The organism is Tepidicaulis sp., assembly GCF_965222285.1.
Lineage (GTDB): Bacteria > Pseudomonadota > Alphaproteobacteria > Parvibaculales > Parvibaculaceae > Tepidicaulis.
Genome location: NZ_OZ244942.1, coordinates 2,480,295 through 2,495,959, shown reverse-complemented (window position 1 = coordinate 2,495,959; position 15,665 = coordinate 2,480,295). Strand labels below are relative to the sequence as shown.

16 protein-coding genes are annotated in these 15,665 nt (G+C 62.7%); all 16 read left to right on the top strand.

What is annotated here, in order from left to right; genetic code table 11:
• The first annotated feature begins 92 nt into the window (after positions 1-92).
• The gene (locus ACOQOT_RS11935; protein ID WP_420559488.1) at positions 93-668 is read left to right on the top strand and encodes a 5-formyltetrahydrofolate cyclo-ligase; all 576 of its coding nucleotides are present in this window, start codon (positions 93-95) and stop codon (positions 666-668) included.
• Positions 669-697: 29 nt separating this feature from the next.
• Positions 698-1,507 (top strand): TIGR00282 family metallophosphoesterase, encoded by an 810-nt coding sequence (locus ACOQOT_RS11930; protein WP_420559487.1) that lies wholly within the window; start codon positions 698-700, stop codon positions 1,505-1,507.
• A gap of 453 nt (positions 1,508-1,960) precedes the next feature.
• A complete protein-coding gene (locus ACOQOT_RS11925) occupies positions 1,961-2,707 on the top strand; it encodes a YebC/PmpR family DNA-binding transcriptional regulator (RefSeq protein ID WP_420559486.1) in 747 nt (248 codons plus the stop codon).
• Between the two features lie 147 nt (positions 2,708-2,854).
• Positions 2,855-3,394, top strand: a complete 540-nt coding sequence (gene ruvC, locus ACOQOT_RS11920) for a crossover junction endodeoxyribonuclease RuvC (protein ID WP_420559485.1) — start codon at positions 2,855-2,857, stop codon at positions 3,392-3,394.
• Positions 3,391-3,999, top strand: a complete 609-nt coding sequence (gene ruvA, locus ACOQOT_RS11915) for a Holliday junction branch migration protein RuvA (RefSeq protein WP_420559484.1) — start codon at positions 3,391-3,393, stop codon at positions 3,997-3,999. Before ruvC ends, ruvA begins: the two co-directional genes overlap by 4 nt.
• Complete coding sequence (gene ruvB / locus ACOQOT_RS11910; protein WP_420559483.1) at positions 3,996-5,039, top strand: Holliday junction branch migration DNA helicase RuvB; 1,044 nt, start codon at positions 3,996-3,998, stop codon at positions 5,037-5,039. The genes ruvA and ruvB overlap by 4 nt, the downstream gene beginning before the upstream one ends.
• Entirely contained in the window at positions 5,036-5,491 is a 456-nt protein-coding gene (gene ybgC, locus ACOQOT_RS11905) for a tol-pal system-associated acyl-CoA thioesterase (RefSeq protein WP_420559482.1), read from the top strand. The genes ruvB and ybgC overlap by 4 nt, the downstream gene beginning before the upstream one ends.
• 75 nt (positions 5,492-5,566) lie before the next feature.
• On the top strand, positions 5,567-6,919 hold the full coding sequence (locus tag ACOQOT_RS11900) for an aspartate aminotransferase family protein (RefSeq protein WP_420559481.1): 1,353 nt from the start codon (positions 5,567-5,569) through the stop codon (positions 6,917-6,919).
• Positions 6,916-8,286 (top strand): glutamine synthetase family protein, encoded by a 1,371-nt coding sequence (locus ACOQOT_RS11895; protein WP_420559480.1) that lies wholly within the window; start codon positions 6,916-6,918, stop codon positions 8,284-8,286. Before ACOQOT_RS11900 ends, ACOQOT_RS11895 begins: the two co-directional genes overlap by 4 nt.
• Before the next feature lie 310 nt (positions 8,287-8,596).
• Entirely contained in the window at positions 8,597-9,319 is a 723-nt protein-coding gene (tolQ, locus tag ACOQOT_RS11890) for a protein TolQ (RefSeq protein WP_420559479.1), read from the top strand.
• 2 nt (positions 9,320-9,321) lie between these two features.
• Positions 9,322-9,783 (top strand): protein TolR, encoded by a 462-nt coding sequence (gene tolR, locus ACOQOT_RS11885; protein ID WP_045449288.1) that lies wholly within the window; start codon positions 9,322-9,324, stop codon positions 9,781-9,783.
• A gap of 1 nt (position 9,784) precedes the next feature.
• Positions 9,785-10,669: a hypothetical protein gene (locus ACOQOT_RS11880; RefSeq protein ID WP_420559478.1), complete on the top strand. Its 885-nt coding sequence runs from the start codon at positions 9,785-9,787 to the stop codon at positions 10,667-10,669.
• Between the two features lie 27 nt (positions 10,670-10,696).
• The gene (tolB, locus tag ACOQOT_RS11875; RefSeq protein ID WP_420559477.1) at positions 10,697-12,133 is read left to right on the top strand and encodes a Tol-Pal system beta propeller repeat protein TolB; all 1,437 of its coding nucleotides are present in this window, start codon (positions 10,697-10,699) and stop codon (positions 12,131-12,133) included.
• 262 nt (positions 12,134-12,395) lie between these two features.
• The gene (gene pal / locus ACOQOT_RS11870; RefSeq protein WP_420559476.1) at positions 12,396-12,917 is read left to right on the top strand and encodes a peptidoglycan-associated lipoprotein Pal; all 522 of its coding nucleotides are present in this window, start codon (positions 12,396-12,398) and stop codon (positions 12,915-12,917) included.
• 226 nt (positions 12,918-13,143) lie between these two features.
• Positions 13,144-14,190, top strand: coding sequence for a tol-pal system protein YbgF (ybgF, locus tag ACOQOT_RS11865; RefSeq protein WP_420559475.1), 1,047 nt, complete (start codon positions 13,144-13,146; stop codon positions 14,188-14,190).
• 19 nt (positions 14,191-14,209) lie between these two features.
• Entirely contained in the window at positions 14,210-15,541 is a 1,332-nt protein-coding gene (gene tilS, locus ACOQOT_RS11860; protein WP_420559474.1) for a tRNA lysidine(34) synthetase TilS, read from the top strand.
• The last annotated feature ends 124 nt before the right edge of the window (positions 15,542-15,665 follow it).

The window sequence follows — 15,665 nt, the reverse complement described above, 5'->3', positions numbered from 1 at the left end:
CGCCAAGATGCCTCATCCTTTTTCAATCTTTCACGTCTTAAAAGTTGTAGCATCCGCCTTGCCTGCCGCAGGCGGATAGGCCGGACGAAATTATGGCGGTTCCAAACGACAAGCGCGCCCTGCGCACCGCGTTCATGGAAAAACGCAAGGAAGCCGCCGCTCTCCACGGCGAGACGGCGGGCCCTGCCATGGCCAAACTTTTCATGGCGCATTTTTCTCCCAAACCCGGCGAGGCCGTTGCCGGCTACATGCCGATGCGCAATGAGGCCGATCCCCTGCCATTGCTTGCCGCCTTGCATGAAAAAGGCGTTGCCACGGCGCTGCCCCGCATCGAGGCGCGCGAAGGCGCGCTCGGCTTTTATGCCTGGGCGCCCGGCGATCCTTTGATCGAAGGGCCCTTCGGCACCAAAGAGCCCAGCATCAAGGCGGCGCATGTCGTTCCGGGCATTCTCATCGTGCCGCTTCTTGCCTTCGACAGCGATGGCGGGCGGCTTGGCTATGGCGGCGGGTTCTATGACCGCACGCTTGAAGAACTGCGCCTGCGCCATAGAGTGATGGCTGTTGGGCTTGCCTTTTCGGCGCAACAGGCCGAGAACTTGCCCACGGAGCCGCATGATGCAGTATTGGATGCGGTGGTGACGGAAAAGGCGGTTTTGTTCTTCAGGTAAGGCCGCGCAAACGCAAGGGTTCGTGTTTCATGCGGCTGCTCTTTCTCGGCGATATTGTAGGGCGCTCCGGGCGCGAGGCGGTGGTGAGCGTGCTGCCGCGCCTGCGCCAGGAAATGGCGCTCGATTTCGTGGTGATCAACGGAGAAAACGCCGCGGGCGGTTTCGGCATTACGGCGGCGATCTGCGACGAGCTTTACGATGCCGGCGCCGACGCCATCACGCTCGGCAATCACGCCTGGGACCAGCGCGAGGCGCTGGCGCATGTGGAGCGCGAGGACCGGCTCATCCGGCCGCGCAACTTCCCGCCCGGCACGCCGGGGCGCGGCAACGGCCTTTATGAGGCCAAAAACGGCGCGCGTGTGCTCGTCATCAATGCCATGGGCCGGGTCTTCATGGATGCGATGGATGATCCCTTCGCCTCCGTCGATGAGGCGCTGAACGAATGTCCGCTCGGCGATGTGGCGGATGCGGCGCTGGTGGATTTTCACGGCGAGGCCACCTCGGAAAAAATGGCGATGGGTCATTTCTGCGATGGACGCGCCAGCCTTGTCGTGGGCACCCATAGCCATATCCCGACGGCGGATGCGCAGATCCTGCCCGGCGGCACCGCCTATCAGACCGATGCCGGCATGTGCGGGGATTATGATTCCGTCATCGGCATGGAAAAGGACGAACCCGTCAACCGCTTCGTCACCAAGATGCCGCGCGGGCGCTTCACCCCGGCGCTCGGGCCTGCCACGGTCTGCGGCGTTTTCGTGGAAACCGGGGCGGACGGGCTGGCCGAGCGTGTGGAGCCCCTGCGTCTCGGCGGGCGGCTCAAACCGGCGCGCCCGGCCTGAGTGCCTTTCCCAGCGCACACAGAAAAACCCCGCCCGAACCAGCCGAGGCGTTTTGCCGGTCCAGACGGGGTTTTGACGCTGCGGGGGTGTTGCAGCGCAGCTCATCGGAGAGGGTGAGTGGGGCGGGTTCCTCCGACGAGCGTCATTTCGACAACACAACCAGAAGTGTTAGTTCAAATTTCAATGCCTGGTAGAGTTGTCTTATCCACAGTAAACTCCCAAAAGTATGATGAAATAGTTAATTCATTAAATAAGAGTATTTACTCTAATTCCCTGGAAAATGGGGCCTGGAATTCTCCCGAAAACCCGCCGGGCCAACCGGATTCGCGTGCCCTATGGATTTTGGGCCCGGCTCTTTCTATAAGGGGCGCGAGATTTCAGATATTGCCGTTCGAGTGAGGGCCGCATTGCCGCGGGCCCGCGGCGAGTGACAGTCAGGTGTCGGAGGGGCCTATGGCCGGACATTCCAAGTTCAAGAACATCATGTACCGCAAGGGCGCGCAGGATAAGAAGCGCGCCAAATTGTTTTCCAAACTCGCCAAGGAAATTACCGTGGCGGCGAAAATGGGCCTGCCGGACCCCGAGCACAATCCGCGTCTGCGCGCCGCCATTCTGGCCGCCCGCGCCCAGTCCATGCCGAAGGACAATATCGACCGCGCCATCAAGAAGAGCACAGATCAGGGCGGGGACGACTATTTCGACATGCGCTATGAAGGCTTCGGCCCGGCGGGCATCGGCGTGATTGTCGAGGCGCTGACCGACAACAAGAACCGCACGGCGAGCGAGGTCCGCTCGATTTTCTCCAAGAACGGCGGAAATCTGGGTGAGACGGGCTCGGTCTCCTTCATGTTCGACCATGTGGGCTCGATCGAATATGGCGCGGACGTTGCCGATACCGAGACCATGCTGGAAGCGGCGATCGAGGCAGGGGCCGATGATTGCGAGAGCGATGAGGACGGGCATGTGCTGATCTGCGCGCCCGATGCGCTGCATGAAGTGGCCGGCGCGCTGGAAGAAAAATTCGGCGAGGCCCGCTCCGCCCGGCTGATCTGGAAGCCGCAGAATAATATCGAAGTGGACGAGGAAAAAGGCGAAACGCTGCTCAAGCTGCTCGACGCGCTGGATGATTGCGACGACGTACAGCAGGTTTACGCCAATTACGAAATGTCCGACGCGGTGTTCGAAAAGCTCTCGGCCTAAGCTTTAAGGCCGCCATTCACGGCCTTTCAAAAGCCCCTTCCGGACCGGGAGGGGCTTTTTTGTTCCCGATTTCTTCTCTTTTCCGCGTCTTGGGGTGTAGCCTCCTGTTATAAAGACGCGAGTCGGAATCAGGAGAGCGGCAGTTTCATGAGCGGGGCCTTTCGTCTTTTAGGCATCGATCCGGGCCTCCGGCGCACAGGCTGGGGGGTGGTGGAGGCTGCGGGCTCGCGCCTTACCCATGTGGCGAACGGGACGATCGCCTCCAATGACAAAGCCTCCGTGCCGGTCAGGCTGGCAGAGATCGAAGCGGCGCTCGAAACCATCATGAAAGAATTCATGCCGCAGGCGGTCGCCGTCGAAACCGCCTTCGTGGCGAAAGATGCGGTGGCGGCGCTGAAGCTCGGCCAGGCGCGGGCCGTGCCGCTGCTCATTGCCGCGCGCGCAGGCCTTGAGATCGGCGAATATGCGCCCAATCAGATCAAGAAGACGGTGACGGGGGCAGGCCATGCGGACAAGCATCAGATCCGCACCATGGTCGGCATTCTTTTGCCCAAAGCCGTGATCGACAGCGAGCATTCGGCCGATGCGCTGGCAACCGCCATTTGCCATGCGCAGATGCGCGGGGCGAAGGCGCGCATCGATGCGGCGCTTGTCAAAGCCACCACCTCCGGCAGGGCGCGCGCATGATCGGCAAGCTGAAGGGAATTGTCGATGAGCTGGGTGAGGACTGGCTGATCCTGGATGTGGGCGGCGTCGGCTATCTCGTCGAATGCTCGTCCTATACGCTGCGCCGCCTGCCGGCGGTGGGGGAGGCGGCGGCGCTTCTCATCCACACCCATGTGCGCGAACAGGAAATCCGGCTCTTCGGCTTTTCAAGCGAGGGGGAGCGGGACTGGTTCCGCCTCTTGCAAAGCGTGCAGGGCGTGGGCGCGCGCGTTGCCCTTGCCGTTATCGGCACGCTCGGGCCGCAAGGCATTCAGTCGGCAGTGGCGACGCAGGATAAAAAAGCGGTGGCGCAGACCTCCGGTGTCGGTCCCAAGCTCGCCCAGCGCATTGTGGTGGAGCTGAAAGACAAAGCGCCCGCAGGCGCCTTTGCCATCGCCGTGTCGGAGGGCGGGGCGGAAGAAGCAAAGCCGACCGATGCCGAGGCCGATGCCATTTCCGCGCTGACCAATCTCGGCTATGCGCCCGCGCAGGCCGCAGAGGCGGTGCGCAAGGCGCGCGCGAAACTCGACGATGAGGCCGGGCCTGAAACCTTGATCCGGCTTGGGCTGAAGGAGCTTGCCCGATGAGTGAAAGACTGGTGGGCGCCGGGGAGCGGGAAGAAGATTTCGATGTGGCGCTCCGCCCGCAGCGCCTTTCCGAATTTGTCGGCCAGCGCAAGGCGCGCGAGAATCTTTCCGTCTTTATCGAGGCGGCGCGCACGCGCGGCGAAGCGCTCGATCATGTGCTTTTTGCAGGGCCCCCCGGCCTTGGCAAAACGACATTGGCGCAGATCGTGGCGCGCGAGCTTGGCGTCAATTTCCGCGCAACCTCGGGCCCCGTCATTGCCAAGGCAGGCGACCTTGCCGCGCTGCTGACCAATCTTGAAGAGCGGGACGTGCTTTTCATCGATGAAATCCACCGGCTTTCGCCTGCGGTCGAAGAAATTCTTTATCCGGCGATGGAGGATTTTCAGCTTGATCTCATCATCGGTGAAGGACCGGCGGCGCGCTCGGTGCGCATCGAGCTTGCGCCTTTCACGCTGGTCGGCGCGACGACGCGCACGGGACTTTTGACGACGCCGCTGCGCGACAGGTTCGGCATTCCCGTGCGGCTCAATTTTTATGAAGAGGCCGAGCTTGAAGCGATCGTCACGCGCGGTGCGGGCGTGCTCGGCACCTCGATCACGAGTGACGGGGCAAAGGAAATTGCCCGGCGCGCGCGCGGCACGCCCCGTGTTGCCGGGCGGCTGCTTCGCCGGGTGCGCGATTTTGCTGTGGTGGACGGTAAAGGCGCCATCGATGCGGCACTGGCCGATAAAGCACTGGAGCGCCTCGAGGTCGATGCGCGCGGTCTCGATGCGCTCGACCACCGCTATTTGCGCAATGTGGCGGTGAAGTTTTCCGGCGGGCCCGTCGGCATCGAAACGATCGCCGCCGCGCTTTCCGAGCCGCGCGATGCGATCGAGGAAATCATCGAGCCTTATCTCATTCAGCAGGGTTTCGTGAACCGCACGCCGCGCGGGCGTGTGCTCACCGCGCTTGCCTTCCGCCATCTTGGCTTGCCCGCACCCGCATCAGGAAGCGGGGCAGGGCAAAGCGGCCTTTTCGATGAAGGAGAGGGCGCATGAGCGGAAAATGGCCGGACCTTGCCGGGCGCATTGAAGAGGGCGCGCATGTGCTGCCCATCCGTGTCTATTACGAGGACACGGATTTTACCGGCATCGTTTATCACGCCAACTACTTGCGCTTTGCCGAGCGCGGGCGCTCGGACTGTCTGCGCATGGCAGGCGTGCATCATCACGAATTGATCGAGGGCGAAAAGCCGCTTGCCTTCGCCATCCACAAAATGGAAATCGAGTTTTTAAAGCCCGCCCGCATCGACGATCTTCTGGAAGTGCATACCCGCTATGTGACGCTGAAAGGTGCGCGCATCGAAGCGGAGCAGAAAATCCTGCGCGGGGGCGAGGTGATCTGGCAGGCGATGGTCCATGCCGCCTGCATTCATGAAGACGGGCGGCCTGCGCGCCTGCCGAAAACCGTCATCGACGGTGTTGAAGATCTTATGAAGCGCGGCGGGTAAGTTTTCTTTCGCCGCTTGCGTTCTGTCATCCGGCCACCTTTACTTGCGATGAGCGGGGATTTTCAGGTGAGCGGCATGACGGCGTCCGTCGAAAAAATCGAAAAACTTTGGCAGCGCGAGGCGGAGGCCTATGCCGCGCGTACGCCGAAATCGGCCGTGCTTGCGAAAGAAGCCGCCTCCCATTGGCTGAAAGGCGTGCCGCTGCACTGGATGAGCGATTGGGAATTGCCCCATGCGCTTTTCCTCAAAGAAGCGAAGGGCGCGCGGCTGAAAGATGCCGACGGCAACCTTTATACCGACTTCTGTCTTGGGGATACGGGTGCCATGTTCGGCCATGGGCCGGAACCTGCGGTCAAGGCGGTGGCCGGGCAAATGGCGCGCGGGGCAACGGCAATGCTGCCTTCCGAGCTTGCCCCGGAAGTGGGCCGGCTTCTTTCGGATTATTTCGGGCTCGATCAATGGCAGGTGACGGCAAGCGCGTCGGATGCAAACCGCGCCATCATCCGCTGGGCGCGCGGGGTGACGGGGCGGCCCCGCATTCTGATTTTCGACGGCTCTTATCACGGCGCGGTGGACGATGTTTTCGTGCGCATCGGGGCGGGCGGGCGCACGGAGCTGCGCCCCGGCCTTGTGGGGCAGGTGGCGGATATCACGGCGACGACGGCGGTCGTGCCTTTCAATGACAGGGAGGCGGTGAAGGCCGAACTTGCCAAGGGCGATATCGCGCTGGTTTTGACCGAGCCTTTGCTCACCAATATCGGCATGGTGCCCTCCGATCCCGGCTTCATGGCGTTTCTTGCGGATGCGGCGCGGGAGGCGGGCGCCTTTTTCGCGCTCGATGAAACGCACACGCTTTCCTCCGGGCGCGGCGGCTGGGGCCGTGTGCATGGGCTTCGGCCCGATTTTCTGGTGGTGGGCAAACCCATTGGCGGCGGTGTGCCCGCCGCGGTTTACGGGTTTACCGCAGCGGTCGGCGCGCGCATTGCCGCTTTCAATGAGACCCGCGCGCCCGGTCATTCGGGCATCGGCACGACGCTCTCAGGCTCCGCGCTCCAGCTTGCCGCGATCCGCGCCATGCTGGCCGAGGTGATGACCGAGGCGGCTTATGCGCATATGGAACAGCTTGCCGCGCGCCTTGAAGCCGGGCTTACACGGGTTTTCAAGGAGAAAGGTGTTTCCTGGCATGTGCTGCGGGTGGGCGCGCGGGCCGAAATCGGGTTTACGCCGGCACCCGTGCGCAGCGGGGCGGCATCGGCCGAGCGTATGAACCATCCGCTGGAGCGCGCGCTTCATCTTTACCTTCTTAACCGGGGGCTGATGCTGACGCCCTTCCATAATATGATGCTGATCTCGCCAGAAACGCGGGAAGAGGATATAGATCGCCTCACGGAGGCGGTGTCCGCCTTCCTGACGGAGCTTTTCGAATGAACGCCTTGCCGCCCCTCGATGAATTGAATGCCTTTTTGAAGGCGCATGCCGATGCCGACGAATTCACGCTGGTCTTTACGGATCTGTGCGGTGTGGCGCGGGGCAAGGTGCTGCGCCGGGCGGAAATCGAAGCGGCCTTCCGCGACGGGCGCTTCATGCCGGGCTCGATCATGAGCCTCGATGTGACGGGCACGGATGTGGAAGAAACGGGCCTTGTCTGGGAAGATGGGGATGCGGACCGCATCGCGCGGCCCGTTCCCGGCTCGCTCGTGCCGAGCCCGCTCGAAGGGCCGCGCGCCGGCCAATTCATCGTGCGTATGACCGAAGCCGACGGTACGCCTTCCGTCTGCGATCCGCGCAATGTGCTGGAGCGGGTGGTGGCGCGCTTTGAAGAATTGAAGCTGACGCCGGTCGCCGCCATCGAACTCGAATTTTATCTCTTCGACCGGGAGGCGGCGGCCAAAGGCGCGCCGCAGCCGCCCTTGGCGCTGAATGGGGCGGGCCGCGCGCAGCATTTCCAGGCCTATCAGCTTTCCGATCTCACCGATTTTTCACCCTTCTTCCGCGATGTTTATGAAAGTGCGCAGGCTCAGGGCCTGCCCGCGCGCACGCTGATCAGCGAATATGCGCCGGGGCAGATGGAAATCGTTCTGCAGCACCAGCCCGACGCGATGAAAGCGGCCGATCAGGCGATCATGTTCAAGCGCCTCATCAAACTTGCCGCGCTCAAGCACGGGATGATGGCCTGCTTCATGGCCAAGCCCTATTCGGCTTATTCGGGCTCGGGCATGCATGTGCATGTCTCGCTTGCCGGTGAGGACGGCGCGAATGCCTTTGCGGATGAAAACCCGAAAGGCAATGCGTTGATGCGCCATGCGATCGGCGGGCTCAAAGCGACGATGGCCGAAATGATGGGCATCTGGGCGCCGAACGCCAATTCCTACCGCCGCTTCCGGGCGAAATCCTATGCCCCGGTCTCCGCCACCTGGGGCGTGAACAACCGCACGGTCTCGCTTCGCATTCCGGCGGGCGCGGCGCCGACGCGCCATATCGAGCACCGCATTGCCGGGGCCGATGCCAACCCTTACCTCGCGCTGGCCGGGGTGCTGGCCGGCATCCATCACGGCATTACGGGCAAGATGGACCCTGGCCCGGCGGTGGAAGGCAATGGTTATGAACTGCCGAGCGAACCATTTCCGCTCAACTGGTTCCGCGCCAATGAGGTGCTGCGCCAATCGGCTTTCGCGCGGGATTATTTCGGCAATTTCCTGGTCGAGACTTTCTGCACGATCAAGGAGGCGGAAGCGGACCGCTTTTTCGCCGAGCCCACCCCCCTCGATTTCGATTATTACCTGCGCACGGTGTGAGTTTTCACCCGTCTTTTCCGAGCCCCGGCCCCAGGCACTGTGCTGAAAGCGCCACAGGGGAAAAACTCAAGCGTTCCGCGCGTTTTCGGGGCCAAGGTGCCGCAGTTTTGACACATTTAAACGGCTAATCTGCCGCGCTCGATGGGGGTTTGCGTTTGCCGCCGGGCGGCAGGCGCGCCAGCATGATCCGGAGTTGGATCTTCAAGGCAGGGTGGAGGACACCGGCTGCATACTCCGATGCGTCCCGATTGAGAGCCCGCCCAAGAAGGCGGGGCCTGATGACGTCGCGGTGTTTTTGAAGAGGCCTTAGATGGATCCCACGCGTGCAAATGAAGTCCTGACCGATGTGACCGTCGATGCGGGGCCGTTGGACTTTTCCCTCTGGTCGCTGTTTTTGCGGGCCGACTGGGTCGTGAAAATGGTCATGCTCGGCCTGTTCTTTGCCTCGGTCTGGTCCTGGGCGATCATTTTCGACAAGTGGTGGCGGGTTTCGCGCTTACGCAAGCGCGCCGATCAGTTCGAACGTCTTTTCTGGTCGGGCCGCTCGCTCGATGAGATTTACGACGATGTAGGCCACCGGCCCGGCCATCCTCTTTCCACGCTCTTTGTCGCGGCGATGCGCGAATGGAAGCGCTCCAACGAGAGCGGGGCGCCTTTCGCGGGCCTGCGCGAGCGGGTGGACAAGGTGATGACCATCACCATCAACCGCGAAATGATGTCGCTGGAATCCAACCTGCTTTTCCTGGCGACGGTGGGCGCGACGGCCCCCTTTATCGGCCTTTTCGGCACGGTCTGGGGGATCATGAATTCCTTCCAATCCATCGCCATCAGCCGCGATACGAACCTTGCCGTGGTGGCGCCGGGTATTGCGGAGGCGCTGTTTGCGACCGCGCTCGGCCTTGTTGCCGCCATTCCCGCGGTGATCGCCTATAACAAGTTTTCCAGCGAGATCGGCCGCTTTGGCGCGCGGCTCGAAGGTTTTGCGGACGAGTTTTCCGCCATCGTCTCCCGCCAGATCGACGAGCGGAGATAGTCATGGGCATGTCTGCGCAGCAACCTGGCAAGCAGAACGGCCAGCGCCGGCGCGGCCAGCGCATGGCGCCGATGAGCGAGATCAACGTCACCCCGCTTGTCGATGTGATGCTCGTACTGCTCATCGTTTTCATGGTGGCCGCCCCGCTTCTGACCGTGGGTGTGCCGGTCGATCTGCCCAAGACACGCTCCGCGCCGCTTTCGGGCGATGATGAACCTTTGACCATTACGGTGAACGGTGACGGCGCGATCTTCCTGCAGGAAACGGAAGTGCAGGTGGAAGACCTCGTGCCGCGCCTTCTGGCCATCGGTGAGAACGGCTATGAGCAGCGCATCTATGTGCGCGCCGATCAGAATATCAATTACGGCCGTGTGATGGACGTAATGGGCACGATTTCCAGTGCCGGTTTTGCCCGGGTCGGGCTCGTGACGGAAACCCCGACACGCGCCCCCCAGAAGAGGTGACATGCGCGCAAGCCTTGTTGCATCCTTCGGCGTCCACGCAGCGGTGATCGCGGCGGCTTTCATCGCCTTGCCCTCGGCCGACCCGCTTCCGGCGGTGCCCGACCAGGCATTGCCGGTCGAGCTTGTCACGATCGACGAGTTCACGAATTTGAAGCGCGAGAAAGTGGCGAAAGCCGAGCCGAAGCCGCAGATCGAGGAAGAGTCGGAACCCGAGCCCGAGCCTGAACAGGCGCCGGAGCCGGAACCGGCCCCCGAGCCCAAGCCTGCGCCGCAGCCTGCGCCTGCCGCCGTCGAGCCGCCGCCGCCTGCGCGCGAGCCCGAGCCTTTGCCGGAACCGGAAGCGGAGCCTGAGGAGAAGAAGGCGGAGCCGGAGAAGAAGCCCGAACCGCCGAAGCCTGCGCCGCAAAAGCCCGCGCCGCCCAAACCTGCCAAGAAGCAGGAGGCGTTCGACCCGACCAAGATTGCAGCCTTGCTCGACAAGCTGCCGGAAGAAGAAAAGAAGACGCGTCAGCCCTCCCGCGAGACCAAGGAGGATGCCGCGCCTCAAGCCCCGCAAGGGGTGAACACGAAGCTGACGGTCTCTGAGATCGATGCGTTTAAATTGCAGATGCGCCGCTGCTGGTCCGTGCCGGCGGGCGCGCCCAATGCGGATAAGCTGATCGTGGAGATCAAAGTGTTTCTCAATCCGGACGGCTCGCTCGCGCGGGCGCCGGAGCTGATGAGCAAAGGACCGCTTTTGTCCGGCAATGCCTATTACCGGGCAGCTGCCGACAGCGCGCTTAGAGCGATCCGGCGCTGCGAGCCTTTCAAAATGCCTGCGGATAAATATTCCAGCTGGCAGGAACTCGATTTGCGGTTCGATCCGCGTGAAATGCTGGGCGGATAGAAACTCGAAAGGGCCTGAGGAAAGACGATGATGACACTGATAAGATCAGCCGGGACGAGACATACCGCATCGCAGGCGCACCCGCAGTCCCGCGGCTTTTCCGGCATTGGGGTGAAGATCTGGCGGGCGAAGTTCCGGCGGGCGGCGTTCGGCAGTGGCCTGCGCGCGCTGGCTTTCACCTTCGCCGCGTTGGTGCTCGGCGCGCTGCCTGCCCGCGCGGCGCTGCAGATCGACATTACGCAGGGCAATGTCGATCCCTTGCCCATCGCCATTCCCGGCTTTCTGGGCGCGAGCGATGAAGACCGGCGGCTCGGCAGCGACATTTCGAGTGTCATCGCAGCCAATCTCGACCGCTCCGGGCTTTTCCGCCCGCTGCCCAAAAGCTCTTTCATCGAGAAGATTTCCGACGTCAATGTGCAGCCGCGCTTCGGCGACTGGCGCATCATCAATGCACAGGCGCTGGTGACGGGCCGCTCGACCATCGAAAGCGACGGGCGGCTCAAGGTGGAGTTCCGCCTTTGGGACGTTTATGCCGAGCAGCAAATGACCGGCTTTCAGTTCTTCACGACGCCGGATAATTGGCGCCGCGTCGCCCATATCATTTCCGATGCCGTTTACGAGCGGTTGACGGGCGAGGAAGGCTATTTCGACACGCGCATCGTTTACGTATCGGAATCGGGGCCGAAGAACCGCCGCGTCAAACGCCTCGCCATCATGGATCAGGACGGGCACAACCCGCGCATGCTCACCAATGGCTCGTCCATCGTGCTGACGCCGCGCTTCAGCCCGTCGAACCAGGAAATCACTTATCTGTCCTATGCGGGCAACAATCCGCGGGTCTATCTGCTCGATCTGGAAACGGGCCAGCAGGAAGTCGTGGGCGATTTTCCGGGCATGACCTTCTCGCCGCGCTTTTCGCCGGACGGTCAGAAAATCGTGATGAGCCTCCAGCGGGGCGGCAATTCCAACATTTACGAGATGGACCTGCGCACCCGCGTCACCCAGCGCCTGACGAACACGGCAGCGATCGATACCGGCCCGTCTTATGCGCCGGACGGCGACCGGATCGCCTTTGAATCCGACCGGGGCGGTTCACAGCAAATTTATGTGATGAATGCGGACGGCTCGAACGCGCACCGGATCAGCTTTGGCGACGGGCGTTATGCGACGCCGGTCTGGAGCCCGCGCGGCGATCTCATCGCCTTCACAAAACTGCATAAGGGACGGTTTCTTATCGGGGTGATGCGGCCGGACGGCACGGGCGAGCGGATTTTGACCGAAGGCTTCCATAACGAGGCGCCGACCTGGTCGCCGAACGGGCGGGTGCTGATGTTTTTCCGCGAAAGCCGCGGGGAGCAGGGCGGGCCGAGCCTCTGGTCGGTCGATTTGACCGGTTATAACGAGCGGCCGGTCTCCACGCCGACTTTTGCCTCCGACCCGGCCTGGTCGCCGCGCCTGAGGTGAGCTGAGCCAAGGTTCTGTGAACCATGGTTCAAACTAAAAACGAAATTTCCCGTGCGTTTGTTGCGGACCTTATCCCGGGCCGCTAACGTTTAAACGGGATGTCAAGGAAGGGCTCTTGGGCCGAAATGCCGGGGCTGGCCTTGAAGGGATGGGTGAGCGGATCCACTCAATCCGCTGTTGCCGGATTTTCCGGCGTGTCATGGTGACGAACAGCCATTCGGCCCCGGCAAAGGCCAATGGCGCAATTAAGGAGACTACCTAAATGACGTTCCTCAAAGCAGGCCTGCGCGTAACCGCTGTTGCCGCTGCATTCGTGGCTCTTGCCGCTTGTAGCTCGACGCCGGACGACGACGCCTCGGCTGCATCCAATCCGTCTTCTGTTTCCTCGGAAACGGCTCCGGGCGGGGCAACGCCGGGCACTCAGCAGGATCTGGTTGTGAATGTGGGCGACCGCGTGTTCTTCGACCTCGACCGCTCCGACATCAAGCCGGAAGCCCGTCAGACGCTGCAGCGTCAGGCTGCCTGGCTGAAGCAGTATCCCGCGCTGACCGTGACGATCGAAGGCCATGCCGACGAGCGCGGCACGCGTGAATACAACTTGGCACTGGGCGGCCGCCGCGCCAATGCCGTGAAGGACTATCTGGTGGCGCAGGGTGTGGACCCGGCCCGTGTGCGCACGATCTCTTACGGCAAAGAGCGCCCCGTCGCGCTTTGCTCGGATGAGAGCTGCTGGAGCCAGAACCGCCGCGGCGTGACCGTGGTCAACGACCGCGCCGGCAGCTAAGTTTACCAGCTCGACGCAACCGCCCCCGCCTGCCCGGTGCATGCGGGGGCGTTTTCGTAAGCGCGCGGCGCTTCTGCGCGCCTTGAGCTAAATCGCAGCTTGCGCGGGCGCGGCGCGGGCGGCATTTTGCGGGAATTGAGACCTCTTTATGAGCGGCCTCAATTTGGCCGAAAACCTTATTAGACTTGAGCTTGAGTTAAGTTCTGGCGGGACGGAGCAAGGATCGATGATGGTGCGGGACAGGAAATTCGTTTCGGTGAGCCTTGCGGCGGGCGCGAGCCTGCTTCTGGCCGCCAGTTTTGCAGGCCCGCTTGCCGCCGATCCCAATAGCGATTTGCGCGGGCTCAACAACCGGCTCGAAAAAATCGAACAGGACATGCTCGACCTGCAGCGCCAGACCTATCGCGGCGGCTCGGGGAGCGGTGCTTCTTCTTCTTCTTCCGCTTACAGTTCCGACCCGGCAAGCGCGGGCGATGTGACGCTGCGCCTGCAGGATATCGAAACGAGCCTGCGCGAAATGAACGGGCGCATCGAAAAGCTTTCTTTCGATATTCGTCAGACCAAAGAGCAACTTTCCCGCTTCATGGAAGATGTGGAGTTCCGTTTTCAGGAGCTTGAAGGCGGTCAGGCTTCCGCTGGCGCTCAGGCAGGCGGGCAAGTGAGGCTGACGCCGCCGGATGGCAATGGCGCCACTGCCTCAAGTGCCAATGCGGGCGCACCGGCGCAAGGCCCGCGCTCTTTGGGCACGCTTTCCCAGTCGGCTGATCCCCTTGCGGGCGGCGCGGGCGCTGCGGCAGGTGCAGCAGCGGGTGCAGCAGGCGGCCAGGATGAGAGCGGTGAAGCTTCTTCGGGTGGGCCGACGCAGACGGCTTCCGCCGTTATCGGCGCGACCTCGCCCAAGGATGCTTATGATGCCTCGATCGATCTGCTCAAACGCGGCGAGTTTGAAGCGGCGCGGGTCAATTTCGACAAATTCCTCGAGCTTTATCCGAACGACCAGCTTGCCGGGAACGCGCAATATTGGCTGGGCGAAACTTATTATGTGCGCGGCGATTATAAGCAGGCGGCGGATGCCTTTCTGAAAGGCTATACGACCTATGAAGCCTCGCCCAAGGCGCCGGACAGCTTGCTGAAACTCGGCATCACGCTTTCCGCGCTCGGCCAGAAGGAAGCGGCCTGCGCGACGATGAACGAGCTCAAGCGCCGTTTCCCCTCCGCCTCGCAATCGGTCATTCAGCGCGCCGAGCTGGAAAAGCAGCGCGCCGGATGCTGATGCCTTGGCGGCGCCCGGCATGAGTGCCCGTCCGCTCACCCCTGCTGCTTTCGACCGGCTGATGAAGCCGCTGGAACCCGGCGCGCGGTTGGCGCTCGGGGTTTCGGGCGGGCGCGATTCCATGGCGCTTGCGGTGCTGGTGGCCGACTGGCTGCGCTGGCGGGAGGAAAAGAAACTGCCCGCGTCGCAAGTCTTCGTTCTCAGCGTCGATCATGGCCTGCGTAAAGAAGCGGCAAGCGAGGCGCGGCAAGTGGGCCGCTGGATGCGCGCCCTCGGCCTTGCGCACCGGATCTTGCGCTGGGAAGGGGAGAAGCCTTCCGCCGATATTCAAGCCGAAGCGCGCACCGCCCGCTACAGGCTCATGGGCGAATGGGCGGCCTCGCGCGGCATCCGCGATCTTTTGCTGGCGCATCATCTGGAGGATCAGGCCGAGACCTTTTTGATGCGTCTCCAGCGCGGCAGCGGCGTTGCCGGGCTTGCCGCGATGAAGCCCGTTTCCGAGCGGGAGGGGATGCGGCTTCTGCGCCCGCTTCTCAGCGTGCCGCGCGCGCGCCTCGAAGCGGTGCTCAAAACCCATGACCAGGCCTATATCGACGATCCGAGCAATGAGGATGAAGGCTTTTTGCGGGTGAAGGTCCGCAAGGCCCTGCCGCTCCTGGAGGAGCTTGGGCTCGGCACGGAGCGCCTCGTGGCGACGGCCCGGCACATGGCACGCGCGGGCGAGGTGCTTGAAGCGCAAAAAGACGAACTGATCGCCCGCGCCGTCACGCGTCATCCTTACGGCTTTTGCCGGATCGACCGGGCGGCCTGGGGAAAACCCTTCGAAGAGACGGGCCTTTCCGCCTTTGCGCAGCTATTGCGCGCGGTGAGCGGCAGCGTCTATCCGCCGCGTTTGGAGGCGCTGGAAACGGCCTATCATGCCTTTCTGCGAGGTAAGCTCGGCAAGGGCCGCACGCTGCATGGATGCCTGATTGCCGAAGACAAGGACGCCGGCGCTAAAGGCGGCGCAGTGATCCTGCGCGAATTTGCGGCCATCGCCCCGGATATTGCCGTTTTGCCGGGCAAGCAGGCGGTCTGGGACGGGCGGTTTGTGCTCAAAGCAGAGGCCTTACGCTCAGGGCTTGAGATCGGTCCCCTCGGCCAGGAAGGCTTGAAAGCCCTGAAAGAGGCAGGAATGAGCCTGCCGAGCGGCCCAGCGCGCAAAGCGCTGATGGCGGGGCCGATGATGCGGCGGGCTGGCAGGTTTTTTGCTGCCCCTCTTGCCGGGGTCCGGGCCAAGGGCGCTGCGGGCATCCTTTGTGAACCGATCTGGGACGCCGGATTGCAAATGGCCCCGGAAACGGAAAGCTGAATGGAAATTTGAACGGAAATCCGGCGGGGATTTACCCCCGCTTGCCCGCCCCGGGCTAAGGTGGGGCAAAGACAGGCGGAGGAGATGAAGTGGAGGCTTAAGTCTGGTAAATTGCCTTTCTGCT